This window comes from Catellatospora tritici, from assembly GCF_019083965.1.
In the GTDB taxonomy this organism is placed as follows: domain Bacteria; phylum Actinomycetota; class Actinomycetes; order Mycobacteriales; family Micromonosporaceae; genus Catellatospora; species Catellatospora tritici.
In genome coordinates this window covers 51,852-78,817 of the sequence record NZ_JAHRCY010000029.1, presented here as the reverse complement: position 1 = coordinate 78,817, position 26,966 = coordinate 51,852, and the positions used below count along the sequence as shown (strand labels likewise).

Annotated in this window: 20 protein-coding genes; 15 read left to right on the top strand and 5 right to left on the bottom strand. The window is 69.3% G+C overall.

Translation table 11 applies throughout. From position 1 onward, the window contains the following. The first annotated feature begins 33 nt into the window (after positions 1–33). The 9 genes from KUA19_RS37695 (at position 34) to KUA19_RS37655 (ending at position 12,273) form a co-directional block, all read left to right on the top strand. Positions 34–1,458, top strand: coding sequence for a condensation domain-containing protein (locus tag KUA19_RS37695; protein ID WP_217403997.1), 1,425 nt, complete (start codon positions 34–36; stop codon positions 1,456–1,458). Positions 1,459–1,488: 30 nt separating this feature from the next. Further along, complete coding sequence (locus KUA19_RS37690) at positions 1,489–1,704, top strand: MbtH family protein (protein WP_217403995.1); 216 nt, start codon at positions 1,489–1,491, stop codon at positions 1,702–1,704. After that, positions 1,701–2,450 (top strand): thioesterase II family protein, encoded by a 750-nt coding sequence (locus KUA19_RS37685; protein ID WP_217403993.1) that lies wholly within the window; start codon positions 1,701–1,703, stop codon positions 2,448–2,450. Before KUA19_RS37690 ends, KUA19_RS37685 begins: the two co-directional genes overlap by 4 nt. A gap of 24 nt (positions 2,451–2,474) precedes the next feature. Further along, positions 2,475–5,972: a non-ribosomal peptide synthetase gene (locus KUA19_RS37680; RefSeq protein WP_308167869.1), complete on the top strand. Its 3,498-nt coding sequence runs from the start codon at positions 2,475–2,477 to the stop codon at positions 5,970–5,972. Positions 5,973–6,074: 102 nt separating this feature from the next. Beyond that, the gene (locus tag KUA19_RS37675; protein WP_217403989.1) at positions 6,075–6,794 is read left to right on the top strand and encodes an alpha/beta hydrolase family protein; all 720 of its coding nucleotides are present in this window, start codon (positions 6,075–6,077) and stop codon (positions 6,792–6,794) included. Between the two features lie 42 nt (positions 6,795–6,836). Then, entirely contained in the window at positions 6,837–8,033 is a 1,197-nt protein-coding gene (locus KUA19_RS37670; protein WP_217403987.1) for a cytochrome P450, read from the top strand. A gap of 78 nt (positions 8,034–8,111) precedes the next feature. Further along, on the top strand, positions 8,112–9,872 hold the full coding sequence (locus tag KUA19_RS37665) for a non-ribosomal peptide synthetase (protein WP_217403986.1): 1,761 nt from the start codon (positions 8,112–8,114) through the stop codon (positions 9,870–9,872). A 3-nt stretch (positions 9,873–9,875) separates the two neighbouring features. Further along, positions 9,876–11,279 carry an amino acid adenylation domain-containing protein gene (locus KUA19_RS37660; protein WP_217403984.1) on the top strand — a complete coding sequence of 468 codons (1,404 nt, stop codon included), beginning with the start codon at positions 9,876–9,878 and terminating at the stop codon, positions 11,277–11,279. A gap of 13 nt (positions 11,280–11,292) precedes the next feature. Continuing rightward, on the top strand, positions 11,293–12,273 hold the full coding sequence (locus KUA19_RS37655) for an alpha/beta fold hydrolase (RefSeq protein WP_217403982.1): 981 nt from the start codon (positions 11,293–11,295) through the stop codon (positions 12,271–12,273). Positions 12,274–12,475: 202 nt separating this feature from the next. Here KUA19_RS37655 and KUA19_RS37650 read toward each other — a convergent pair whose 3' ends face one another. The 3 genes from KUA19_RS37650 to KUA19_RS37640 form a co-directional block, all read right to left on the bottom strand. After that, entirely contained in the window at positions 12,476–13,558 is a 1,083-nt protein-coding gene (locus KUA19_RS37650; RefSeq protein ID WP_217403981.1) for a threonine synthase, read from the bottom strand. A 201-nt stretch (positions 13,559–13,759) separates the two neighbouring features. Beyond that, positions 13,760–15,520, bottom strand: coding sequence for an ABC transporter ATP-binding protein (locus KUA19_RS37645; protein ID WP_217403979.1), 1,761 nt, complete (start codon positions 15,518–15,520; stop codon positions 13,760–13,762). Continuing rightward, on the bottom strand, positions 15,517–17,301 hold the full coding sequence (locus tag KUA19_RS37640) for an ABC transporter ATP-binding protein (protein ID WP_217403977.1): 1,785 nt from the start codon (positions 17,299–17,301) through the stop codon (positions 15,517–15,519). Before KUA19_RS37640 ends, KUA19_RS37645 begins: the two co-directional genes overlap by 4 nt. Before the next feature lie 629 nt (positions 17,302–17,930). Between KUA19_RS37640 and KUA19_RS37635 the strand changes: the two genes are divergently transcribed. From KUA19_RS37635 to KUA19_RS37610, 6 genes are all read left to right on the top strand, one after another. After that, a complete protein-coding gene (locus KUA19_RS37635; protein WP_217403975.1) occupies positions 17,931–18,635 on the top strand; it encodes a helix-turn-helix domain-containing protein in 705 nt (234 codons plus the stop codon). Continuing rightward, complete coding sequence (locus KUA19_RS37630; RefSeq protein WP_217403973.1) at positions 18,518–21,811, top strand: non-ribosomal peptide synthetase; 3,294 nt, start codon at positions 18,518–18,520, stop codon at positions 21,809–21,811. Before KUA19_RS37635 ends, KUA19_RS37630 begins: the two co-directional genes overlap by 118 nt. 304 nt (positions 21,812–22,115) lie before the next feature. After that, positions 22,116–23,069 (top strand): NAD(+) diphosphatase, encoded by a 954-nt coding sequence (gene nudC, locus KUA19_RS37625; RefSeq protein WP_254550743.1) that lies wholly within the window; start codon positions 22,116–22,118, stop codon positions 23,067–23,069. A 183-nt stretch (positions 23,070–23,252) separates the two neighbouring features. After that, complete coding sequence (locus KUA19_RS37620; protein ID WP_217403971.1) at positions 23,253–24,596, top strand: toll/interleukin-1 receptor domain-containing protein; 1,344 nt, start codon at positions 23,253–23,255, stop codon at positions 24,594–24,596. Between the two features lie 338 nt (positions 24,597–24,934). After that, positions 24,935–25,159, top strand: a complete 225-nt coding sequence (locus KUA19_RS37615; protein ID WP_217403969.1) for a DUF6458 family protein — start codon at positions 24,935–24,937, stop codon at positions 25,157–25,159. Between the two features lie 67 nt (positions 25,160–25,226). Next, positions 25,227–25,445: a hypothetical protein gene (locus KUA19_RS37610; protein WP_217403967.1), complete on the top strand. Its 219-nt coding sequence runs from the start codon at positions 25,227–25,229 to the stop codon at positions 25,443–25,445. A gap of 281 nt (positions 25,446–25,726) precedes the next feature. Here the strand turns inward: KUA19_RS37610 and KUA19_RS37605 are convergent, their stop codons facing one another. Then, positions 25,727–25,912 carry a hypothetical protein gene (locus KUA19_RS37605; RefSeq protein WP_217403965.1) on the bottom strand — a complete coding sequence of 62 codons (186 nt, stop codon included), beginning with the start codon at positions 25,910–25,912 and terminating at the stop codon, positions 25,727–25,729. A 13-nt stretch (positions 25,913–25,925) separates the two neighbouring features. Next, positions 25,926–26,882: a formylglycine-generating enzyme family protein gene (locus tag KUA19_RS37600; protein WP_217403963.1), complete on the bottom strand. Its 957-nt coding sequence runs from the start codon at positions 26,880–26,882 to the stop codon at positions 25,926–25,928. Positions 26,883–26,966: the final 84 nt, after the last annotated feature.

Here is a 26,966-nt window from a genome sequence, read left to right as displayed (position 1 = left end):
CAGGAATCCGGCACTGACGTAGCCATCATCGGAATGGCGGAGCGTCTTTCGAGGGCAGCCGATCTCGATATCAACAGCGGCCCCGAACTGGAGGACGACCAGGCCTGGTTCGAGCTGTGGAACGTCCAGCTGGGCCTGTGGCTCCAGCACCAGTTGGACGAGGGCCGGGCGGATGCCAACCTGCCGCTGTGGCACCACCTGCACGAGGCGGTGGACGTCGTCTCCATGCGCCGTGCCCTGGCTCTGCTGGTGGACCGGCACCAGGCGTTGCGGCTGTCCTTCCGGGACACCCCGGACGGCCCGCGCCAGCGCGTGCTGCCCGTGTACGACCTCGAAGTGCCGCTCGTCGACCTGACCGGCGCGGCCGACCCCGAGGCCGAGACGGACCGACTTCTCCTGGCCGAGAGCACGACCGCCTTCGACGACCTCGGCACACCGCCGGTGCGGGCGAAGATCTACCGGCTGGCGTCCGACCACTACTGCGTCCTCCTGAACGTGCACCACATCGTCTCGGACGGCACCAGCATGCGCACCCTCCTGCACGAGCTGCTGCTCTGCTACCGGGCGTTCGCGGCCGGTGAGCAACCGTCGCTGGCCCCGCTCCCGACGGCGTTCGACACGTTCGTGCGGGACCGGCAGCAGTGGCTGTCGGGCGCGGAGTGCAAGTCCATGGAGACGTACTGGCTCGACCAGCTGGCCGCCCCGCTGCCGAGACTCCGCATCGGTGACTACGACGCACCCGCCGAGGAGGTGGTGAACGAGACGGTGGAGTTCGGCGTCGCGGCCGACCTCACCGAGGGCCTGGTGGGGCTGGCCAAGGAGCTGCACGTCACGCTGCACGTCCTGCTGCTCAGCGCGTTCGCGGTCGCACTGCGCGACATCAGTTCCGACGACGACATCGTCGTGTGCGTCCCGTTCTCCGGCCGCGACACCAGGAAGCTGGAGGGAATGGTGGGGAACTTCGTCAACCCGCTGTCCGTCCGGATGACGATGTCGGGCTCCGACGCCTTCGGCGACGTCGTGCGCCGGGCCCGGACCGCGAGCATCGGCGCGTACGCGAACAGCCGTTATCCGTTCACCCGGCTGCTCGGGAAGCTCGACGTCGAGGCCAGGCCCGGCCGGAACCCGGTCTTCTCGTGCTCCTTCCAGTTCACGGACTTCCTGCCGCCCGCCAGGCAGACCTCGCAGCTCGACCTCTGTCTGTACGGCAGGCCGGCAGGCGACCAGCTCAGCCTGCGGCTCAACTACAACTCCCGTCGGCTCGCGAAGTCCGAGGTCGAGGAGTTCCAGTCGGGCTTCCTGGCCGTGCTGGGGCAGGTCGTCGCCGACGCGGCGATCCCGTTGGCAGCCCTGTCGGAACCCCTGCGGCAGGCGCGCCGGGCGGCCCAGGCCACGTCCGGGACCCGCCGTCGGCTGGGGAGTCTGCGAGCCTCCCGGTCCTCGACACCGAACGCCTGAGCACCGGTCAATTCACCGAAGGAATAGTTCATGGAACAGCAGCGTGGCGACGACGTACACGTCGTGGTGATCAACTCTGAGGAGCAGTACTCCATCTGGCCGCTGGGCCGCGAACTGCCTGCCGGCTGGCGGCAGACGGGCAAGCAGGGCTCGAAGGACGCCTGCCGGGCACACATCGACGAGGTTTGGACGGACATGCGTCCGTTGACCCTGCGCCAGGAGATGGCAGGTAAGACCGGCCGATGAAGGTGCTCGTCAGACCACTCGCCAACCGGCCGCTGGCAGGCATGCGCCTGTTCTGCTTCCCGTACGCCGGGGGTGGCGTCTCGGTGTTCCGTGACTGGCCCGCCTCCCTGCCCGACGACATCGAACCGTGGGCGATCCAACTGCCGGGCCGCGAGGACCGGTTGGGTGCACCGCCGCTGAACCGGATGGGCGATGTGCTCAACGCGTTGGTGCCCGCGATCATCCCGAACCTGGATCGTCCGTTCGCCTTCTTCGGGCACAGCATGGGCGCCCTGGTGGCGTGGAGTCTCGCCTGCTCACTGCAGCGGATGGAGGCGGGTTCACCCACCCGACTGTTCGCGTCGGGATCGGTACCGCCCCAGGCCAGGGATTCGGCCGCGCAGTACCACGCAGGTTCGGACGAGGAACTCATCGAGAAGCTGCGTTCCTGGCGTGCCACGCCGGAAGCGGTGCTGTCGGACCCGGAACTGATGACCCTGCTGCTCCCGGTGATCCGGGCCGATCTCGCCGTCATCGAGACCTACCGGTTCACCGGTCCGCCACTGCTGAACTGCCCGATCTCCGTATTCGGCGGGACCGAGGACGAACCCGCGGGCAATGCGACGCTGCCGCGCTGGGGCGAGCTGACGGCCGGTGGTTTCGATCTGCGCATGTTCCCCGGCGACCACTTCTTCCTGCACTCCGCCCGTACGGCCGTGCTTGCGGAGATCTGCGGCCGGCTCAGTGGCGCATCCCGAAGCTCGTAAGAATCTCTGCCCTCGATCGATGGAATGGGTGTAACGAACATGTCGCAGCGGTCCGTGGTGGACGTTGTTTCGAATGTGTGGACAGCTGTCCTCCGGACCGAGATACCCGGCCCGGACGCCAGCTTCTTCGCACTGGGCGGCAATTCGCTGCAAGGCGCCAGGGTGATCAGCCGGCTGCGCGAGGAGTTGGGCATCCGGATTCCGCTCAGCGTGCTCTTCGAGGCCCAGACCCTCGGCCAGCTGGCCGCGGCCATCGAGGGGATGCGGCAGACCGAGCCCGGGGCGGCCACCACCATCGAGCCGTTCGGGGAGCGGTCGGGCGACGTCTTCCACGCCCCCGCGTCGTTCACCCAGCAGCGACTGTGGCTGGACGAGCACATTCAGGGTCCGAGCTCCCGCTACAACGTCCCGGTGGCGAACGAGATCGTCGGCCCGCTCGACGTCGCGGCGCTGGAGCAGGCCGTGCAGGCGCTGGTCGACCGCCACGAGGTCTTCCGCACCACCGTCAAGGCCGTCGACGGAGTCCCGGAGCAGGTGATCCTGGCCCACCTCGACCTGCCGCTGACCGTGGTCGACCTCCGGGACGAGCCGGCGGACAAGCGCGAGCAGGTCCTGGCCGACCTGGTTCTCGAGTCCGCGCAGCGGCCGTTCGACGTGGAGCAGGGACCACTGCTGCGGGTGGAGCTCTACCGACTGGACGAGCAGTGGCACGCCCTGCTCATCAACCTGCACCACATCATCACCGATGTGCACTCCTTCGAGCTCGCCATGTCCGAGCTGCTCGGGCTGTACGCGGCTGCCGCCGACGGCGCTCTGCCCGCGGCCGAGAAGCTGCCGGTGCAGTACGCCGACTACGCCGCCTGGCAGCGGCGCAAGACCAGCGGGGCCGCACTCGATCGGCAACTGGAGTACTGGAAGACCCAGCTGCGCGGTCCGCTGCCCGTACTGGATCTTCCGACCGACCTGCCGCCCCGGGTGGGCACCGCGGGCCGTGGGGCGTCGGTGGGCATCGAACTGCCCCGGGCGGTGTCGCGGCGGCTGCGCGAGTTGTCCAAGGAGCACAACGCCACTCCGTTCATGACCATGTTCAGCCTGCTCAATGTGCTGCTCAGCCGGTACAGCGGGCAGACCGACATCGTGGTCGGCATCCCCAGCGCCAACCGGGACCTGCCGGAACTGGAGTCCATGCTCGGGTGCTTCCTCAACACCCTCGCCCTGCGCACCGATCTGTCCGGCGATCCGACGCTGACCGAATTGCTCGGTGGCGTACGGGCCCGGATGCTGGAGGCTTTCGCCCACCAGGACGTCTCTTACGAGCGGGTGGTCAACGCGATCTCGACCGACCGCTCCTCCCGGCAGGAGCCGTTCCGGGTCATGCTGGCGTTCCAGCACCAGGTGCCGTCGCTGGACCTGACCGGGCTCACCGTCACCGACCTCGATCTGGACCTGGACAAGGCGGCCAAGTTCGACCTGGTGTTCAGGGTCGTCGAGACCGAGTTCACGTACCGCCTCGCGCTCGACTACAACACCGACCTGTTCGTCGAGGAAAAGGCGTGGCGCATCCTGGAGCATCTGGGCGTGCTCGCCGCCGATGCGGTGGCCGCTCCCGCCAAGCGCGTCTCCGAGCTCACCATCCTTCCCGAGGGGGAGCGCCGTCAGCTCGAGAAGTGGTCCACCGCGGCCTGTGGTCCGTACTCCACCGATCTCTTCCTGCACCGGTTGTTCGAGGAGCAGGTGCTCAGGACCCCGGACGCGGACGCGGTCGAGAGCGGTGACGATCGGGTCAGCTATCGCGACCTCGACCGCCGAGCGGCTCGGTTGGCCGCCGAGCTGACGGCGCGTGGTGTCGGCGCCGACGATTTGGTCGGGCTGTGCGCGGACCCGTCGGTGGACCTCATGGTCGGGATCCTCGGCATCCTCAAGGCCGGGGCCGCCTACGTGCCGATCGATCCGCTGGCACCTGTCGACCGGATGTCGTACGCGGTCGCGGACAGTGGGATGAAGGTCCTGGTCACCACCCCGGTACTGCGAGACCAGCTGCCCACGGCGGTCCTCGAGAGCGTGGACGTCGTGAGTTCCGACATCGCGGGTGCCGACATCGCGGGTGCCGACGCCGCCGGGAACGGCGGCTCCACCGGTGCGGACCGCCGGGAGCCGGAGGGTGCCGAGGGCGGTGCCCAGGACCCCGTGTCGCACCCGTTGCAGCTGGTGTACCTGATGTACACGTCCGGGACGACCGGCAACCCCAAGGGCGTCGGACTGCCGCACTCCGCGATCACCCCGTGGATCCAGTGGGCCCAGGACGTCCGCCCCATCGGGCCGGGCACCCGGGTCGTGCACAACCTCTCGTACCACTTCGACTGGTCCGTAGAGCAGATGTTCCACCCGCTGACCGCCGGCGCGTGCCTGGTCATGCTGCCTCGTGAGGTCCGGGCTGACAGCCGGGCCACCGCCCGGTTCATCAACGAGCGGTCGATCCACATGCTGCTCCTGACGCCGACCCAGATGCGCGGCATCGCGGACGCCGGCATCGGGATGCCGGCGCTGCGATACGTGTTGATGGCCGGCGAGAACCTGGACGGTGACCTGGTCGCGCGGACCCGCAGGGTCGTCTCCGCACAGTGCGAGGTCTGGAACGAGTACGGGCCGACGGAGACCGCGGGCATCGCACTGGCCGGCCGCATGGGCGACGAGTCGGTGGAGCGCAGCTCCATGCCGCTGGGAGAGCTGATCGCCAACGCGTCGTGCGCGGTGGTCGACCGCTGGGGGAATCTGCAACCGATCGGCGTCCCCGGCGAGCTCTGGATCGGTGGTGACGGCGTCGCCCGCGGATACCGCAACCGGCCCGCCCTGACCGCGGACCGTTTCGCCCCGGACCCGGCCCGGCCCGGCGGTCGCGTCTACCGCACGGGTGACCTGGTGCGCCGCCTTCCCAACGGGGAGCTGGAGTTCCTGGGCCGGCTCGACACCCAGGTCAAGATCCGTGGTGTGCGGGTCGAGTTGGAGGAGATCGAATCGGTGCTGCGCGGGCACCCGGACGTGGCGAACGCCGTGGTCGTCCTCGAGTCCGACCAGCGGCTGGTCGCCTATGTGGCCCTGACGCCGGGCAGCGAGCTCGGTGAGGCCGCGCTGCGCGCCTACCTGGCCCCGAAGCTGCCCATCGTCATGCAGCCGGCCGTGTTCGTGTGGCTCGACGCCATTCCGCTCTCGCCGACCGGGAAGGTCGACCGCCAGCGGCTTCCCCGGCCCGCCGCCGCTCCGGTCGCCCAGCCGACCGTGGTGCCGCCGAGCACCGACATGGAACGCACCGTCGCGGCGGCCTGGGCGGACGTGCTCAAGCTGGACGTGGTGAACGTGCAGGCCAACTTCTTCGAGATCGGCGGAGACTCGTTCTCCCTGCTGGCGGTCGCCAACCGGCTGCGGACCGAACTCGGCCTGGACATTCCGGTGCGTGCCCTGGTCGACACGCCGACCGTCGCGACGCTGGCCGCGCAGATCGAGGCGCTGCGCCGGACGGCATAGCCCTCCGGTAGACGGCCCGCAGTCCCAACACCATGACCGGACCGGCCCCGCCATACACGCGGGGCCGGTCCACATTCCCAACTCACGTCCCAAGGGGGAACGTTGTCCGCCCAATCAACCAGGATCGTGGGAGTCGAGTTCGGCCGCGAGGCAGTTCCCCGCTCGTTCACCACCCTGCTTCCACCGGAGCTGCGAGCGGGATACGTCCGGGTGGATCCGCTGGACAACCCCGACATCCAGGGGGCCGTCCGCACGATCGAGAGTCAGGCGGAGCACTGGGCAGCCGTGTTGGCAGCGGATCCGGCACCGCCGACCGTGGTCCTCGGCTACTGCTCCGGATCCGGGTTCGCCTCCGAACTCGCCGCGCGACTGGGCGGCAACCCGCAACTGATCCTCGTCGACCCCGGGGCACCGGACGCCGAGGACGCCCAGGAGCTCCTGATCGAGCTGGCCACGGGCATGGACGAGGACCTGGCGCCGCAGGACGTCCCCGACCTCCTCGGACGGAACGCCGACGACGCCCTGGCCGTGATCGGTGACTTCCTGACCGCGACGATCCAGCGGTGCGCCCCGGAGCTCGACCAGGACATAGCCGAAGCCCTGACCAGTCATCAGCGTGGCTGGATGAGCTACACGCTGGCGGCGGGCGCCCACGGCGGCGCGCTGCCCAAGGAGCCGGCGCACGTGCTGCTCAGCGAGGCGGCCGAATGGGACCGCACCCGACCGGGCGAAGTCCACCAATTCCCCGTGGACCCGGTGGCCCTGTTCTCCGACGCGGCGGCCGCGGCGGCCGTTGCCGCGGCCGTCGCCGCCCGGCTGTAGCGATCTGTCCGTAGCCTTCCACCCACGCAGAGGGACCAACTCATGGAACTCAGTTGTCCGTACCGACAGCGCGACGGGCTGATGCCGGTCGATCCGTGCATGGACTACCTGTCCCTGCGGGACGCCGAGCCCGTCCGTCGGGACGACGACCTCGGGGTCTGGATCGTCACGGGACTGCGCCAGGTGACCGAGCTGCTGCGGCATCCGGCGCTCTCTTCTGCCTGGCCGGAGCGCGGCCGGACCCGGCTCCACGACGAGCGGTCGGGCACCTCTGACGCCATGCGCACCGCCGACATCGTCCGGCGGTGGTTCATGTTCAACGACGCCCCGCGGCATCAACGGCTGCGCGGACTGATCGCCCCCCTGTTCTCCGCGGCCCGGATCGCCGAACTCCAGCCCTTCGTCGAGGAGACGGTGGATCTGCTCCTGGACGGTGTCACCGAGCAGATCGACGTGATGTCCGAACTGGCGGTGCCGCTGGCGAGCCGGGTCATCTGTCGGGTCATCGGGCTGCCGCAGGAGGTGGCCCCCCGCATCGCGGCGTGGGCCTCGGACATCGCGGCCCTCCTTGTGGCCGACTACCTGCCTGCGGTGGTCAAGCGCGGGACACTCGCCCTGGCGGAGATCGAGCAGGTGGTGGCGGCGGCGCGGGCCGCGGAGTCCCAGCCCGAAGGGACGGCCCTGGAGGTCCTGAGCGGGGCCCACCGCAACGGCAGCATCGAGGAGCAGGACATCGCCGCCACGGCGAGCCTGCTGGTCTTCGCCGGGTTCGACACCACGTCGACGTTCCTCGGCAAGGCGGTCCGCGCCCTCATGCACAGCAGGCAGTGGGATGCCGTGACGCCGGAGCGGATTCCCACGCTGGTGGAGGAACTGCTGCGGTTCGACACCTCGGTCCAGCAGGTGGCACGGGTCGCGGTCAGTGAAGTTGACATCGAGGGTCACCGGATCCAGCCGGGTGACCTGGTGCTGCTGATGCTGGGCGCGGCCAACCGCGACCCGGCCGTCCTGGCCGACCCGGACGTGCTGGATCCCGAACGGCACAACGCCAGGCACCTCGCCTTCGGTTACGGAGCCCACTACTGCCTGGGATCCGGTCTGGCCCGGCTGGAGGTCGGTGCGGCACTCAACGGACTGGTCCGGCGCTGGAGCCGGGTGGAGCCGGCCGAGGCTCCGGTGCTGCGGCCGCACCACGGGGTGGCCGTTCTGGAGCACTTGAGGCTCAACGTCCATAGGTGATCGCCCTCCGCCGAACTTCCGCAGCCGACCTGAACCGGCTCCGGCACCCTCTTGAAGCCGTCAGATAAGGAAATGATCGTGAGTGGGAAGACCGCACAGCGCACTGTGCCGCAGCTGATCGAGGCGTGGGCGGGCCAAAGCCCCGACGCAGTCGCCGTCGTCCTCGGGAACGCGACCGCCGAGTTCGCGGAACTGACTTACCGCGAACTGTGGGACGCCGCTGGTGTCATCGCGGACCGGCTGGTCTCGGCAGACGGGTTCCGTCCCGGGGCGCTCGTCGCCACCCTGTTCCCGCGGGGGATCCAGGGCGTGGTCTCCCAGCTCGGCGTATGGCGCGCCGGTGGCGCCTATCTTCCCGTGGACGGCGCACTGCCCGGCTCGCGGCGTGACGCGATCCTGAGCGACGCCCGGCCCTTCGCGGTGCTGACCCCGGGTGGCACCGGACCTGCCGACGTCTCGATCGAGGTCCTGGCCGACGCGGTATCGGGCGGTTCGCTGGACGGCGCGGGTGCGACGGCCGACGCCGAAGCGGCGTACGTCATCTACACCTCGGGTTCCACCGGCACCCCCAAGGGGATCGAGGTCGGCCACGCGAGTCTGGGCAACCTCGTCGACTGGCACCGGGAGACCTACCGGACCGGACCCGGCGTCCGCGTCGCGGCCTTTGCCGGCCTAGGCTTCGACGCTTCGGTGTGGGAGGTGTGGTCGACGCTCGCGAACGGTGCCACGCTGCTGCTGCCCGACGGCATCGCCACGATGGACATCGACGCGGTGTGCCGCTTCCTCGACCACCACCGCGTGGAGCAGTGCTTCCTGAGCACCCCGCTGGCCGAGCAGGCCTTCGCGGTGAGCACGCCACCCCGGTTCCTCAAGGTCCTCACCACCGGCGGCGACCGGCTCCGGGTATGGCCGCCGGCCGACTTCCCGGCCGCCGTGTTCAACCACTACGGCCCCACCGAGGCGACCGTCGTGACGACGGCCGGCGGTGATCTGCGCACACCCTCCGCGCACGACGTGCCGCCCATCGGTCGTCCGATCTCCGGTGCCGAGGTCCGGCTGGTGGCCGAGGACGGAACCGTCGTGACCGGGCCGGGCGAGTCGGGAGAGCTGCTCATCGGGGGCCGAATCCTCGCCATCGGCTATCTGCACGACGAGCCGCTCAACCGTAAGCAGTTCACGAAGGATCCGGACGGCGGCAGGTGGTATTCCTCCGGGGACCTGTGCCGGTGGACCGAGGACGGGGAGCTGGAGTTCCTCGGGCGCCGCGACTCCCAGGTCAGCCTGCGCGGAAACCGGGTCGAGCTCATCGAGGTCGAGCAGGCGGTCCTGCGCGTCGCCGGGGTCGACCAGGCCGCGGCGGTCGTACGCCCCGACCAGGACGGGGGAGAGCTGGTGGGCCTCTACTCGGGTACCGCCGCGGAGCACGCCGTACGCGCCGAACTCGCCGACGTGCTACCCGCCTATATGGTGCCGGCGACGCTGCTGCGGGTGGACTCGATCCCCCTGAACGCCAACGGCAAGATCAACCGGGTCGATCTGCTCACGCTGGCGCAGCCGCAGGCCGCGCCGGCCGGGCAGCCGGACGCCGTCGCCCCGACGACGATGGATCCCGTCCAGGAGAAGCTCTCGAACATCTGGAGCGAGGTGCTGGGGCGGGTGCCCGCGGCCACCGACAACTTCTTCGAGATCGGGGGCCATTCGCTGAAGGCCGCCCGTGTCCTGAACCTCACCCGCAAGGCCTTCGAGATTCCGCTGCCCCTTGAAGTGATGTTCAGCAGCCCAGTCTTCGCCGACTTCGCCGCGCGGGTCGACGAGCAGCTCCGGACCAAGGGGAACTGACGCATGGAGACGGTTTGGGACCTGGTCCGCGAGCAGGCCGAGCGCACCCCCGACGAGCCCGCCGCGGTGGGCGTACAAGAGTATTCCTACCGGGACCTGGCACAGCGGGCCGAGGCCCTGGCGGCCCTGATCCGGCGGGTCGCCGAACCCGGCTCCCTGCTGGCACTGGAGACATCGAGCCCGGTGAGCGGGGCGATCGCGTTCCTCGCGGGTGCGCAGGCGGGCTGCGCCATCCTGCCGATGAATCTGGAGAGCCCGCCCGCGCACCGGCAGCTCATCCTGGACGACGCCCGTCCGGCAGCCGTGGTCCGCGCCCCGCAGGAGGCGGTGTTCACCGTCGACAGCCTCGGCACGATGCCGGCCGCGGACACCGCCGGGCGCGACCTGCACGACATGGCATACGTCATGTACACCTCCGGCTCGACCGGGCGCCCCAAGGGTGTGATCGTCTCCCACGACTCCCTGGCCTCGCGCATCCGCGCGCTGGCCCGGGTTCCCGGTATGCGAGCGGGGGAGACCATCCTCGCGATGACGGCGCTGTCCTTCGACATCTCGCTGGCGGAGATGCTGGTGCCGTTGACCGTCGGCGCCAAGTTCGTCGCCGTACCGGTCGAAGCGCGTACGGACCCCGACGCCTTCGCGGAACTGCTGAAGCTCCACTCGCCGGACGTCATCCAGGCAACCCCGAGCTTCTGGCGACTGCTGCTCGCCGCCGGTGACGAGGACCTCTCGTACCGGTGCCGCGTCTGGTGCGGGGGAGAAGCGCTGACCCCCAGCCTCGCCGCCGCCCTGCTCACCCGCAGCACCGAGCTGTGGAACCTGTACGGTCCGACCGAGGCGACGATCTGGGCCACCGCGGCGCGCATCGAGCGCCCCGACGCCATCTCGCTGGGCGATCCGCTGCAGGGCTGCGGTCTGTTCCTGGACGAGGGGGAGATCTTCCTCTACGGCGAGGGCCTGGCATCGGGCTACCTGGGCCGGCCGGAAACCACCGCCGAACGGTTCTCCGTCCGGACCACACCGCAGGGCCCGGCGCTGACCTACCGCACCGGCGACCGGGGCCGATGGGCGGCCGACGGTTCGCTGGAGTACCTGGGCCGGGTCGACGCGCAGATCAAACTGCGCGGCCACCGGATCGAACTCGGTGAAGTGGAATCCGTGATCGAGGAGCATCCCGCGGTGACGGAAGCGGCGGTCCTGGTCCGTCATGCCGACCGCCCGGAGCGCGCCTTCATGGTTGCTTTCGTCGTCACCCGCGAAGACCTGACCGCCGAGGCGCTGAACACCTGGATCCGTACCCGGCTGCCGGCGAGCTACTGCCCGAGCATGACCCGATTCGTGCCGTCGCTGCCCCGGAACAGCTCCGGCAAGATCGATCGGGCCGGTCTGGCCGGCGCCGACCTGTGATGAAGGCACTGCGATGAACTCTGAGACCGAAGCGATCCGTACCGCCGTCCTGCAGGCGTGGCGGGACACTCTCGAAGCCGAACCCGCTTCGGACCACGAGAACTTCTTCGAGGCGGGCGGAAATTCCATTCTGGCCGTCGCGCTGCAGCGACGCCTCGCCAAAGCGCTCGGCCATGCCGTTCCGCTGCGGCAGATCCATGACAATCCGACCGTGGGCGGGCTCCTCGGGCTCGGCGCCGCAAGCCTGCCCGCCGAGGCGGCGCAGGCAGTGGACGAGACACCGGCGCTGACGCTCTACTGCCTGCCGTACGCGGGTTCTTCGGCGCGTATGTACGCGCACTGGCACAGCAGACTGCCCTCCTGGGTGACGGTGAAGCCGCTGGAACTTCCCGGAAGAGGCGCACGCTGGTCCGAGCCCGCGCTGACCGGGATGTCCGACCTGCTGGAGGACCTGGCCGGCGCCATGGACGAGGCACGGCACGCGCCCTACGCCCTGTTCGGGCACAGCTTCGGCGGCACACTGGCCTTCGAACTCACCCGGTACCTCGCCGACCACGGCTTTCCCGCGCCGCGCCGCCTACTCGTCTCCGCCTGCCTGGCCCCGCACCAGGCCACCCCGGTCGAGACCACCCATGACCTCTCGTACGAGGAATTCACCGAACGGCTGCGGAAGCTGCGCGGCACGCCGGAGGAACTCCTGGAGAACGAAGAACTGATGGAGCTCTACATTCCGACCATTCGCGCGGACTACACGATCCTGGACCACTACCAGGCGCCCGAGACCGCTGTTCTGGACTGCCCGATCTCCGTGTTCCACGGCGCCGACGACCAGGACGTTCCGCCGGAATCGGTGGGGGAGTGGGCCCGGTACAGCAGCGAGTCCCTCGCGGCCGTGGAGATCGCGGGCGATCACTTCTTCCTGCACGACTCCGAGGACGAGCTGCTGACAAAGCTGGCGCTGCAGCTCGAGGGCGGGCCCGTCGAAGACCGGTAGCCGTCCGACTCCAGTGCCTCGCCGCTTGTGGACGCCTCGGCGCGGCGAAACGCACCCGGCCGGGGCCGGCTCTTCGAGCAAGAGCCGGCCCCGGCCGGTTCGGTGTTTGTCAGGCGATCGGGTCCGGACAGGGCACCGGCGAGGCCGAGACGATCTACCGCTGCGCGGTGCGCAGCGGTAGATCGGCCTGCCCCGGCACCGGTCAGAGGCCGTCGACCATCCGGCTGCGCCCGGTCAGGTTGACGAGGACGGTCTCGTCCGGGCGGATCAGTCCGGCCGCAGCCCGGTCGCGTACGCCGGCGATGGCGGCGGCCGACGCGTAGCACACGTCGATGCCCTCGAGCTCGCTCAGCATGCGCCGGGCTGTGACGAGGTCCGGGCGGGCCGCGGAGACGATGGCACCGCCCGTGTCGGCGGCAATGCTGTGCAGGTAGCGGTAGTAGGGCGCGCCGTCGCCGAGGAGGATCGCGGTGGCCAGTCCCCGGGGATTCTCGATCCGGTGGACGTCCGACAGCTCCGTGCGGCCCTCCTGCCAGCCACGTGCCGCCGGGGCGCAGGACTCCTCCTGGACCATCAGGAACGCGGGCATGTGGGAGAGTTCACCCATGGCCAGGTATTCCCGCGCCCCCTTGTGGGCGGCGAGCATGCCCATGCCGCTGCTGACCGCCTGCACCACGACGTCCGGCGTGCGGTCCATGGCGTCGAAGGCTTCGAGGTAGGCGAGTTTGAGCCCTTCCCGGCGGGCCCAGTTGAAGAAGCCGGCGTCGAGGTGGATGTCCTCCGCCGCGGCGTACCGGCGGGCCTCGGCGGTGGCGTCGACGTAGCTTCCGTCCACCACGGTGAGGACGGTGCGGCTGTCGTCCGGGATGTCGTGGTTGGCGACGAAGTCCTTGCCGCAGAAGAACCACGCTTGCATGGTGGGGTCCATGCGTACGGCCCGGGCCAGGGCGGTCGAGCTGTTTCCCGTGCTGGAGCCGACGAACTCCTTCACGCCGAACTGGCGCAGCACCGCGGTCACCAGCGAGGCCAGCCGGTCCTTGGTGGTACGGGTCGGCTGCTGGGACTCGTCCTTGATCCACAGTCCCGGGACGCCGATGGCTTCGCCGAGGCGCGGCGCGGGACGGCACGGAGTACGTACGGTCACGCCGCTGTCCAGGAAATCTCGCGAGGTCAGCGGGAGCAGGTCGAAATAGACCTGCTCAGGGTCGGGGTGGTCGTGGCGGACCATGCCGGTCAACGCGTATCGCGGTTCCAGCGCACCTGCGCATTCGGGACATCGGTACATCAGCGCTGCTGGGAATTCGCTCTGGCAGAGGACGCAGGCTAGGACGAACTTGGCGGGCAAGCTGGGATCCTTCGGGGCGGGGGTGTGCATGGCTGAGTTCCTTCACGTCGTTCTCGGATGGGCGGCCCAGGGGAGCGGGCGGGATCAGGAATGGGTACGCCTCGGAAGCGGACTCCCAGGGGCGTACGACATGCCGAAGACTCAGCTCTCGCCGTTCCAGGATCGCCACAGGTCCGCGTACGGCCCGCCCGCGCCGACCAACTCGTCGTGGGTGCCCAGCTCGACGATGCGGCCGGACTCCATGACGGCGACGCGATCGGCGTCGTGTGCGGTCTGCAGCCGGTGGGCGATGGCGATGACGGTGCGGTCCGACCGGACGGCGGCCACTGCCCGCTCCGCCTGGCGGGCCGTCGTCGGGTCGAGCAGCGACGTGGCCTCGTCCAGGATCAGGGTGTGCGGGTCTGCCAGATGCACCCTGGCCAGGGTGAGCTGCTGTGCCTGGGCAGGCTCGAGTTCGACTCCGCCCGAGCCCAGCGGGGTGTCCAGGCCCTCCGGCAGGTCGGTCACCCAGTCCGCCTCCACCGACCTCAGCGCCGCGAGGACGGCCTCGTCGTCGGCTTCGGGTGCCGCCATGGTCATGTTGTCCCGAAGGGTGCCCATGAACACGTGGTGCTGTTGCGTGATGAGGACGATGCGGTTGCCCAGTTCGCCCGCCGCGGCCAGGTCGGCGACGGGAACGCCGCCGACCAGGACGCGGCCGGTGTCCGGGGTGTCCACGCCGGACAACAGCTTGCCGAGGGTGGACTTGCCGGCTCCTGACCGGCCGACCACCGCCAGTCGTTCACCGGGACGGACCACCAGCTCCACGTCCTTGAGGACCTCCTGCCCGGGGACGTAGGAGTACCCCACGCCCTTGACCTCGATGAGGTCGTCCACCGGGGCCGGCACCGGCGCGTCGGCGGTGTGCGACACCAGTCCGACACCCTTGATGCGGGCGAATGAGGCGCCGCTGCGCTGCAGTTGTTCGACCCAGATGAGCATCTGGTTGAGTGGGTCGACCAGCTGCCACATGTACAGGCTGCCGGTCACCACCACGCCCAGCGGGATCGACCCGTTGAGGTAGCCGAGCCCGCCCACGAGCAGGATGAGCGCCATGGGCAGGGTGTGCGCGAACTCGGTGACCGGGAACAGCACCGTCCGCAGGGACAGAGTGCGCATGCTGGCGCGGTAGGTGGTGTCGATGGCCTTGTCGAGGGTGTTGTTCTGCAGCGCGCGCAGCCCGTAGGCCTCGACGGTACGGGCGCCGTGCGCGGTGGAGTTGAGGATCTCGGAGACCTCGCCGGCAGCCGCGCCCTCGGCGAGGTAGGCGTCGCGGGAGCGCGCGAGGTACCAGCGGCTCACCCCCCACACGAGCGGCAGCCCCACCACCGAGCAGAGCCCGAGCAGCGGGTCGAGGAAGAAGACCGCGGCGAAGATGAATACGACCTGGATGCCGGCGATGAACATGTCCGGTGCCGCGTTTCGCAGCGTGGCCGCGACGGTCGAGACGTCCAGGGTGGCTCGGGTGACCAGGTCACCGGTGCCCACCTCGTCCGCGATACGCCCCGGCAGCGAGAGGGTGCGGTCGATGGTCTCCTCGCGCAGCCGGGCGAGCGCGCGCTCGCCGAAGCGGTGGGAGAGGCTTCGCGCATAGCGCGTCAGCACCAGTCCGGCCGCAGAGAAGCCGAGTACCGCCGCGGCCAGTCCGTCGATTCCCGAGACGGACAGGTCACCGGACTCGACCCTGGTCACGATGCGGCCGAGGAGCCAGGGGCCGGCCGCGCCGGCGAGCGCGGCAAGGCAGGTCAGCAGCAGCATCCCGCAGACGGCGCCCGAGTCGTCCTTCAACAGCTGCCAGCCGGCCCGGCGAACCGTTCTGGTATCGGCGATCGGCAGGCGGGGCGTCTCGTCGGACCGGTTCATCGGGGCTGTCCTTCCAGGGGCTGCGCCACTGCGGCTTCGTCAGGGGCTTCGGTGCTGCCGCGGAACACCAGTGCCGCGTATCCCGGCTGGTGGGCAAGGAGCTCGCCGTGCGTGCCGGTCGCCTGCACCTTCCCGTCCACGAGGTAGGCGACCTCGTCGGCCTGGCCGAGCACGAGCGGCGATGTGCTGACGATGAGGGTGGTCTGCCCGTGCCGGTGCGCCGCCACCCGGGCGGCGACCGTCGCCTCCGTGTGCGCGTCCAGCGCCGAGGTCGGTTCCACCAGCAGGAGCACCGCCGGATCCGCGAGCAGGGCTCGGGACAGCTGCAGCCGCTGGCGCTGTCCTCCGGAGACGTTGCGGGCGCGATTTTCCAGGCGGGCGTCGAGCCCGTCGGGGAGCACGTCGATGATGTCCTCCGCGGCGGCGGCGTGCAGCGCCCGGCGGATGTCCTCGTCGGAGCGGACGGCACTGCCGGAGACGACGGAACGCAGGGTGCCGGCGAACATGTAGGCGTCGTTGTCGGCGAGCAGAATATGTCGCCGAAGAGCCGTGCGGTTCCAGTCGGACAGCTTGTGGTCTGCCCAGGAGGCCTCGGAGTCTGTGTAGCCGGCCAGCCGGTCCACCACGGCTCGGGGCTCGTCGGGACGGGCACCGACCAGGGCCGTCACCTTGCCCGGGGCTACCACCAGGCCCGATACGGGGTCGTGCAGGAGGCCGGGGGTGGCTGGGGGGTCGAGTCGGATCCGGTTCGGCTCGGCAGCCGGCGCGAGCGCCAGGATGTCGACCACCCTACGTGCGGACACGAGCCCGCGCGGCAGATCGTCGGCCCCTTCGATCAGGGACGAGACGGGTACGAGCAGAGCGGCGACGTATCCGTAGACCGCCACCAGCTCGCCTACGGTGATGTCCCCGCTGGCCGCCATCCGCGCGCTGATCCACGTCACCACGGCAAGGAAGAGCATGGGCAGCCAGGCGGTGAGTGCCTGGACCCAGCTGGTGATGCTGGCGACGCGGTAGCCAAGGGGGACCAGAGCCTGGGACCGCTTCCGGTACCGTCCGGCGAACAGGGGCTTGCCGCCGATGCCGTTGAGAACGCTCAGGCCGGCCACCATGTCACCGGCGAGGGCGGTGATGGCCCCCTGGTCCTCCCGGTAGCGGCTTTCGGCGCCGTGCAGCTTCCGCAGCAGCGGGCCGACGGTCAGGGCCAGGGCCGGGACGCCGAGCAGGACCACCACGGCGATGGCGACCGAGATCCGGACCAGCATGACGGCGGTTGCGGCATACGCGATGACCGCCCCGACGCCGGGTCCGGTGATGGTCAGTGTCTGGGCGATCCTGCCGATGTCACCGGCTTGGAGGTGCGTGAGTTCGCCCGCGGACACCTGTCGGGACAGCGTCGACCCCAGCTGGGTGACGTGGCGTGTGACTACCTGGATCGTCCGGTAGGCCGCGTCCACGCGGATGCGCGTCATGGCGCGGTGTCGCAGGATGCCCAGGATCGCGATCCCGGCCCCGGCGACGACGACGGCTGCGATCCAGAGGAGCAGCATCCCGGTGTCTCGCGCCTTGAGCCCCTCGTCGATGGTCTTCGACAGCAGGTACGGCGGCAGCATGATCGCACACATCCACGCGCTGCCCAGAATGGTACCGATCAGTACCCGCCGGTATTGACTTGTCGTCAGCCACCACAGAAACCGCAGCGGGCTCCGATGGTCCGGTAGGCCGGGGGAAACGTAAGGGACCCGGCGCGTGCCTTCGGGCAGGTCTGGTCCGTGGGTCATCTCGGCCGTCCTTGCATGGGAATCGAGGGGCGTCAGCGAATGATTCGGCTGCAGTATTCCGCGTGCCGCGCATAGTAAACGCCATATGGCGGAAGGGGCCATATGGCGTGAAGTCGCAATGCGCCAACGTGGAACCTATGTTCTTAGCGGAGCGGGGGCTTGTCAATAGCCTCCTTGCGTCCATTGCTCTCGACAACAGGCAAGCTACGCATCCAGAGGCCCCGCCAGCATACGGCGACAACACGAGATCACCGAATCGAGGATCCGGAATACCGTGACAGTTGTGAATCGCCGCAACCTCTGATGTCCATGATGAGGGGACTGCCCTATGGGGTCGGCGATGTGGTAGCCCTCATATGGGGTGAGTCACAGTCGGTTGACCGTGGGAACGACGGCTGAAACCCTGATCAACCGTCATGCGCCCGCTCCTGAACCGGCGGATACGAATGCGGCACCCCGGCGTTCACGCGGAAGAACGCGATACCGCACCACGAGGCCTCGTGGGGATGTCCGGGGGGAACGACAGGCTGAATTGCTACGGGGGATGTTTCATGGATGACTGTCACGGCGAGGTGTGTCCGCGGTGTCACTCCGAAGCGCTTCAGTCAACCGACGGACTGGCTGTATGCGTGAGTTGCTTCGAAGGCTTCAAAAGTGACTTGCGGTCCATCCCCGAGCTCTACCAGGGGTGTGAGTCGGTGCTGGATGCCGCATCTCCGGAGGCCGAACGGGTGTCGGGCACACCCTCTTTCGGAATCAAGCTCAATACGGCCGCCGTCGATGCCCGGGACATGGTTCGGGCCCGTCTGCGTGCGTGGAGCGAGTTGGTGCGGACGGAGCGCGGATGTGGGCCGTCGAGTCCGTCCGTCACGGCGATGGCGGCCTTCCTCCGGCTGCACGCAGACTGGCTTTGCGGCCATCACGCGGCCGTCGACGCGGTCGCCGAGATGGCGGAGACGGCAGCCGCCGCGCGACGGGTGGTCAATCCGAGCGGGGTGCGGAAATTCCGCGTGAGCCGATGCGTCGTGGGCGACTGTGAGGGTGAACTCGTCGCCACCGTTCAGGCAGGCTCGGACCGGCTGCCCGGCGAGGTCCGTTGCGATGCCAGCGCCGAACATGTCTGGTCGGCGTACCAGTGGCGAGAACTGGACCGCCGGGCGAGTCAGCGGCATGAGGCCGGCGCCGCCTGGCTCACGCCGGGAGAAGTCGCGGTGCTGTGCCAGACGTCCATGAGCAACGTCTACCGTCTCGCGTCGGAGAAGAGCTGGCGCCGCCGGACGAACGGACGCCGTGTCCTCTACGCCAAGGCGGACGTCCTCGCATCCGTCGCCTGACATCGCAGCGCAGCGGATGGAGCCAGCCATCGGCGAAGCCGGCCCGCACTGGTCGGCCATGTCGTTACAGAGGAAGTGGACAAGGCATGTCTGACCAGCCATCCGTGAGTACGCCGGGATCCCTTGTCGAGGCCTTCGCCGCCTGCGTCGCCCGGTTTCCCGACCGGGTCGCGGTCACCTGCGGGAGGCGGAACCTGACCTACGCCGAGTTGGACCGATGGTCCGACCGGTTGGCGGCGGACCTTCCGAGCGGCCCGGAGGCCGCGGGCCGTCCCGTGGGGATCCTCCTCGAGCGCTCGGTCGAGATGGTGGTGGCAGCACTCGCCGTCCTGAAGGCCGGTGCGTTCTATCTGCCGCTCGATCCGACCGCCCCCGCGCAGCGAAACGCACTCATCCTCGAAGACGCGGATCCGGCCGCCGTCGTGACGTCGCGGCTACTGGCGGACGGTCTCCCGGCGGGGCTTGCCCTGTGTCTGGTGGAGGAGTCCGAAGAAGATCGGAAGTTCACCGCGTCCGCACCGGCGGCGATCTCGCCGGACGATCGGTGCTACATCATCTTCACCTCTGGCACCACGGGTCGGCCCAAGGGAGTCGAGGTCACCCACCGGAACGTGTTGCGCCTGTTCTCCACGTCCATGCCTCTGTTCGAGTTCACCGAGAACGACGTGTGGACCGTCTTCCACTCGTTCGCCTTCGACTTCTCGGTCTGGGAGATCTGGGGCGCACTGCTGCACGGCGGACGTGCTGTGGTGGTCCCCGACGTGGTGGCCAAGGACCCCGTGGCGTTCCGGCGACTGATGCTCGAAGAGCAGGTGACGATCCTCAACCAGACCCCTTCGGCGTTCCGGCAGGTCGTGGCGGAAGACGGCCGCGACGGTGAGCGGCTGCCACTGCGGCACGTCGTCTTCGGCGGCGAAGCCCTGCGGTTTCCCGAACTCCAGCCGTGGGTGGACAAATACGGCACTTCACTGCCTCGCCTGGTCAACATGTACGGCATCACCGAGACCACCGTCCACGCCTCCTACCACCAGGTCGGCACCGCCGACATCGAGCATGGCGAGAGTGTGATCGGCCGCCCGCTGCCCGACCTCGACCTGCTCCTCGTCGACGAGGAGCTGCGGTGCGTCCAGCAGGGCGAGACCGGCGAGATCGTGGTGGTGGGCCCAGGAGTGAGCCTGGGTTACCGAGGACTGCCCGAGCTGACGGCGAGGCGCTTCGTCGACCTCCAGGACCGCCAGGGACAGCTGGTACGCGGCTACCGGTCGGGCGACCTCGCCCGGCAGCGCCCCGATGGCCTCCTGGTCTTCTGCGGGCGGGCCGACAGTCAGGTCAAGATCCGGGGGTTCCGCATCGAACTCGGCGAGGTGGAGACCGCGCTCACGCGCCACCCCGCGATCGCGCAGGCCGCCGCATCGGTCAGGCAGTCCCGTGACGGCAGTCCGGTGCTCGTCGCCCACGTCGTTCCCCATGCCGACGCGATACCGGATGTCGCGGCCCTGCGCGGATTCCTGGCCGAAGTGCTGCCCCACTACATGATCCCCTCCGCCATCGGGATGCTGAACGAACTGCCACTGACCGGAAACGGCAAGCTCGACCGTGCGGCGCTGCCGGACATCGTCCAGCTGCCCCCGGTGGCGGGAACAGCGGCGCCCCGCTCGCGGACGGAGGCCGCACTCTGCGCGCTCTTCGCCGACGTACTGGATCGCGACGCCTTCGGGCCCGACGACGACTTCTTCGTCTGGGGTGGGCATTCCCTGCTGGCGACCACGCTGCAGAGCCGGGTGCGCTCCGAGTTCCAGGGCCCGGAGTACCGGTCGCTCCCACTCTCCCAGATCTACCAGACCCCTACTCCGGCCGGGATCGCGCGCTGGCTGGAGCGACCGCAGGCCGAGCCCGTTCCGCTGTCGACCTGGCTGGAGAGGGACACGCTGCCACTGGTCCGGCAGCAGAGCGACATGCTGATCCGGCACGTGTTCGATCCGGATGACCTCACCGACCACTGTGTCATGGGCTGGCGGGTCGAGGGCGAGCTGGACACCGGTGTGCTGGCCGAAGCCGTCGACCATGCCCATGGCCGCCATGAGTCCCTGCGTGCCCGTTACCGGCTGGAGAACGAGGCGGTCGTGGAGCCGGCCGACACGCCGTCGCCCGGAGTCGTCGTACTGCGGGCACCCACCGAGGATGCCGCCCACACGGCGTTGCGGGAGGCCGTCGGGCGGCCCTTCGACCTGGAGCAGGGCGACATCTGGCGAGTCGTCGTGGTGACGATCGGCGCGGGTAGGGCACATCTCGTGGCCGTGGTCGTCCACCACATAGCCACCGACGGATGGTCCGAACCGATCCTCGCGGCAGATCTCTCGGCCGCGTACAACGCGCTCCTGGCTGGCGGGCGTCCGCAAGGCGCCCCGGCACCCGGTCTCCGGCAGCTGGCCGCGGTACAGCTGACCCGCTCCGACGCCGCCGAGCTGGAGGAGCAGCGCGCGTACTGGAAGTCCGAACTCGCCGAGGTTCCGTCCCTGGACTTCCCCCACCCCGCTGCCGGTGACCTCTCGGCGCTTCCGCGCTGTGAGAGGTACGCGCTTCCCGAGAGCCTGCTGCAGCGGGTCGAGCAGCAGGCGGTGCGGCATGGGACCACCCCCTACACGGTCCTGCTGACCGCCTATGGCAGAGCTCTGTCGGAGCTCACCGGAGCGAGCGATTTCGGCGTGGGCACGCCCGTGGCACTGCGTGGAGACGCCCGCGTGGAAAACGCCGTGTCCTGTCTGATCGATGTGCTCTGCGTACGGATGCGTTTTCCGGTCAAGGCCTTCAGCGGGGACGATCTGCTTCGTGTCGCGAGCACCGTCCGCCGCGCTTTCGCGGCACAGGACATCCCGTTCAGCGAGGTGGTGCAGCTGGCCAACCCGTCGCGCGGTACGCGTCCACCCCTGTTCCAGAACATGTTCGCCCTGCAGAACAACGCGACCCCCGAGCTGCATCTGGCCGGTACGCGAACCGAGTTCTTCCGGCAGCCGCCGTTCGGCCTGCCCACCGAACTCGTCGCCGAGGTGCGCCCGCAGGCCGATGGCAACGCGGAACTCGTCATCAGCTACCGGCCGGACCGCGTGGGCACCGCCTTCGCGCAGGCGCTTGGGGCTGCGTTCATCACTCATGCCGAGAAGCTGACGACCGACTGAACAGCCGGAGTGGCCTGGCCTCACATGTCGCGCGTCGAGATGTCGTGGCAACCCCGGGTACTGGTGGATCTGTCGCGTTGAACCTTGGCATGTGCACGCATACTCGGCGGTGAGGTGGTCGCCACGCTCAGGTCGGTGTTGCCTGCGAAGACGGCGTTCGCCGGGTTCCGGTTCCCACCGGAGGTGATCGTGATCGCCATCCTGCTGCTGCTCCTCTCGGCGAGGAGAACCCCGTCCACGGCCTAGGCATCGTCGTCGGTGCGATGCGTGAGGTCACGGGAACCGACGGCGGAGCGAGTCTGGAATGCTACCGACCATGATTGATCACCACATCGTGCTGCATGAGCCCAGCCTGACCTATTGCGGCGGATGGCTCGACCGGGCCAGCGACCGGCGGACCGACCCAGTGTGGATCGAGGCAACCCTCACGGCACCGGAGGCCCGGTTGATCCCGATGTGGCACGATCAGTGCCTGATGGCTGGAACGCCTCAGGCTCCGGTGGTGCTGGCGGGCGGCCGGGCCGATGCGGTCCGCCAGGTCTTGGGCGGGGCGGTCTTCCTGGGAATGGACGGGGACACTGGCGTGTTCGCCGTGGACCTGTCCGCGCTGGCGGAGTCCGAGGCGGTCGACCTGGCCGGTGCGGAGCGCGTCCTGGACGTTCGCGCGCTGGTGGGGACTCTGGCGCCGAGTGAGGCGTCGACGCTGGCGTACGCGCGAGGGCTGCTGCACTGGAATCGTCACCAGGGCTTCTGCGGCGCCTGCGGGGCCGCGACGCTGAGCCGCAACGGCGGCCATGTGCGGGTCTGCTCCGACGGCAGGTGCGGCCGGCTGTTCTTTCCGCGGATCGAGCCGGCGGTGATCATGCTGGTCGAATCGGCGGGCGCACCGCGCCGTTGCCTGCTGGCTCGGCACAAGGGGTCCGCCGTTGGCGGGTACTCGACGCTGGCCGGGTTCGTGGAGATCGGCGAGAGCCTCGAGGACGCGGTTCGGCGTGAGGTGGCCGAGGAGGCGGGGGTACCGGTCGAGGCGGTGACATACGTGGCTTCACAGGCGTGGCCGTTTCCGTCGGGGCTGATGGTGGGGTTCCGGGCCACGGCGACCGCGGAGACCGTGGCCGTGGACGGTGAAGAACTGGTCGAGGCGCGCTGGTTCACCCGGGCCGAGCTCGCCGCACACGTGGCGTCGGGTGGTCGGCTCGGCCGCGAGGACTCGATCGACCGGCTCCTGCTACGCGGCTGGCTGGAAGAGAGCGACTGACGCCCTCGCGCCCTGGCGCGGGCGAACCATGAGACCGCCTTTGCGGCGCGCGGCGGCTGTCGCAGCCATCCCGGAGGTGCCCATCCCGGCGACGGGTCGGCAACGCCGCCTATATCTTGGATCTTGTAACACTGCACTCGTGGCCGATGCTCTGAGATTGACAGGGCTCGGTAGTTTGCTGGGGTGTCGGGACATGTGTTCATCAGCTACAGCCACGCCGCCGACAGCGCCTATGCCGTGAAGCTGGCCGAGCATCTCACTGCGGCCGGTGTCGTGGTGTGGTTCGATCGGCAGGTCATCACCGGTGACCGCTGGTCCAGGGTGATCGAGCGGCAGATCGACACCTGCGCGGCGTTCGTCGTGGTGATGAGCCCGGCCTCGACCCAGTCGGACTGGGTGGACCGGGAGATCGATCAGGCCGAACTTGTCGGCAAGCCGATCTTCCCCCTACTGTTGGGTGGGAAGCGGTTCTTCCGCCTGGCACACCTCCAATACGAGGACGTCACCGGTGGGCGGATGCCCTCGGCGGGGTACGTCAACCGACTGCCCAGGTCTGTCGCCCGGGTCACCCCGGCACCGCAGTCGGCGAAACTCCGAGGTGTCTCTGTCGCCACCCTCACGGATCACACCGCCGGGGTTTTTTCGGTGGGGTTCGCCGTGGACGGGCACACTGTCGCCACCGGCAGCTTCGACAAGACGGTGCGGTTGTGGGACATCACCGACCGGCTGCGTCCGGTCCCCACCGCCGTCCTCACCGGCCACACCGGTTGGGTGTATACGGTGGGGTTCAGTCCGGACGGGCGGACCATGGCTACCGGCAGCCGCGACAAGACGGTGCGGTTGTGGGACATCACCGACCGGCTGCGCCCGGTCTCCATCGCCACCCTCACCGGCCACACCGGCGGAGTGCGGTCGGTGGGGTTCAGCCCGGATGGGCGGACCCTCGCCAGCGGCAGCGGCGACAAGACGGTGCGATTGTGGGACGTTACCGACCGGCTGCGCCCGGTCCTCACCGCCACCCTCACCGACCACACCGGCGAGTTGAACTCGGTGGGGTTCAGTCCGGATGGGCGGACCCTCGCAACGGGCAGCGACGACGAGACGGTGCGGTTGTGGGACGTTACCGACCGGCTGCGCCCGGTCGTCACCGCCACTCTCACCGACCATGCCGACTGGATATGGTCGGTGGGGTTCAGTCCGGACGGGCGGACCCTCGCCACCGGCAGCGGCGACCAGACGGTGCGGTTGTGGGACATCACCGACCGGCTGCGCCCAGTCTCCATCGCCACCCTCACCGACCACACCGGCGTGGTGAACTCGGTGGGGTTCAGCCCGGATGGGCAGACCCTCGCTACGGGCAGCGACGACCAGACGGTGCGGTTGTGGAATGTCACCGACCGGCTGCGCCCGGTCCTCGCCGCTACTCTTACCGGCCACAACGACTGGGTGCAGTCAGTGGGGTTCAGCCCGGACGGGCGAACCCTCGCCACCGGCAGCGGCGACAAGACGGTGCGATTGTGGAACTGACCGCGGCTCAACGGTGGCGTGTCCTGCCCAACGGTGGTTGTGCAGAACACCCGTCCCCATGCAGGACTTCGGAGACCCGCAGTTCGGGGGTTCGCGCCTGTTGCCAGATGAGTGTGCACCGGTGTGTTTGAGCGATCGCTGGTGAAAATCGGCGTGTCGAGGTGGCCGGGTGGTGTGGTCGCGGTCGGTGGAGTGGTGAATGATCCGATACCGCCGCGCTCGCTGGGCGTCGTTTCTGCACTTCACGTCCTTGTGAGGAACTGAGGCCGTTTCTGCTTCGAGGGTGTGGGTATCGCGGCGTTGTATCCGCGACGCAGCGGCAGGCTCGGAGGACCCCGGTGGGAATCGGTGCAAGCATATTCCTGATGGTGCTCGGCGCGATCTTCACGTTCGCGCTCGAGTGCAGCATCGCGGGCGTCGACATCACCGGGGTCGGCTGGATCCTTGTGATCGGCGGGGCGCTCGGCCTGCTGTTCGCCGCGTTCGTCGGGCCGCGTAATCGCACCATGATCATGCGCGAGCCGACCGAGTACCACCGGGGCGAGGAACGCATCGACGTCTGACCCAATGCACGACACCGGGGCCCGGTGCTTGCGGGCCGCGCGCCGCAGCTGAGCCGGGAGGTGGAACATGAGACGTTTCGACGTGGTGGCCAATCACGAAGTGTGGGACGTGCTCGACGGCGACGAACTGGTCGGGGTGTACGAACGCAGACCCGACGCGGTCCGCCAGGCTGCACAGGTGGCCCGCGCCAACGCACCCAGCCACTTGGAGGTGATCGCCGCCGACGGGTGCGTCGAAGACACTGCCGACTTCGACACCTTCGGTATCGTCAAGCCTTCTGGCTGATCCGCCCCCATCGTCCACGGCCCCGTCAGGGAGACGCCGCCGTGTTGGTCAGCAACCGCATCGGACGAGCGACGGTCGTGCGGTACGTCGGCTGCCCTGTCCGATCCACCCGCTGCAGCCCGGAGGTCTTGGCGGTACGCCTCGTGTTCGAAGTGGTCGTGCATCCAGGTCAAGGTCGGTCATGTCGTCGCCGTCGCCGATCCGGCGCCACGTGTCCGAGTCGTCACGCCGCACGGGGAAGACGCCGTACGCCGGGCCGGCACCGCCAGCCAAGACCTGGGTCAGGAATGTGCGGCAATCCTCGGGCAGCCCACGCCGAGGTGGTGCTCCAGGTCGCCGAGCCGGTCCAAACTGAGGGGCGGACCCAGACGCGGCTGATGGTCGCCTGCGCCGAAGATCGTTTTGCGGTGGGGATGGCGGCCCAGGATCTCGACGCGTTCGCGCACGCCCGTCCAGTCGGTGAGCATGTCGGCCTCACTGTCAGTTGTGCAGCGGGATGACGGGACGTACCAGCATCTGGTCCACGTCCTCAGCCTCGTCCTGGACGAACTGGGCGTAGTCGGCGTCGCGGTAGGCGGTGGCGATGGTGAGCCAGGATACGAAGTCGCCCGAACCGCCGCACACCATGGAGCCGCCGTCGCCGCCGCAGATCACGGCCGGGTCGGCGGTCCGCTCGTCCCGGTACGGGTCCTGCCCGATGGCCAGACCGAACAGGCTCGGCTCGCGGTGCGGCCCGATGCGGGCCGACCACGGATCGCCGCCGCCCGGGTAGGTGTCACCCCACCGGAACAGGGTTGTCGCGCCGGCACCGCAGGCGTACTCCCACTCGTCCGGAGTGAGCAGCCGCCGGCCGAGCCCCGCCAGCCGGGCGACCTCGTTGTCGTAAGACGGGGTGTCGTACATCCATGCGGCGCGCACCGAACCGTCCGAGGCCAGCAGCGCCCGCCCGAACCCGGCCCACTCGACCTGTTCGGGCATCGCCGAGCCGGTCACCGCGACCGTCTGCCGCAGTTCGTCAACCCGGCGCAGCACCGTGGGTTCGTCGACGGGCATCGCGGTGAGCCCGGCCTGCACCGCCTCGACTGCGACCAGCAGCGCCGGCACCGACACGGTGCACGGCGGCGAGGTGCGCTCGGCTACGTAATCGCGGATGTCGTCGGGCAGTCCGAAGGCCTCGGCCGACTCGCGATAGCTGCCGACCTGGTCCGCGGTGGGGCAGAAGTGGTCCACGTCGTACCCGACCTGCACCTGCCGTGCCGGGACCAGCGCGAACGGGACGCCGTCAACGTCGAAGACGGCGGTCCGAGCCCTGCGACCTGCGTACTCATGTAGGCCGACCTCGGCCGAGGCGGCGCCGACCCGGCCGGCGATCCGGTCCGCCAACGCCCGGGACCCGGCGTTGTCCAACGCCGTCCAGCGTTCCCAGGTGATCTCCACTCGCGCATCATGCCCCGACCCGCCGACATCGGGCGGCCCCGGCAGATTTCGCAGATCCGGCCAAGGCGCCCAACTCCAGCCGGT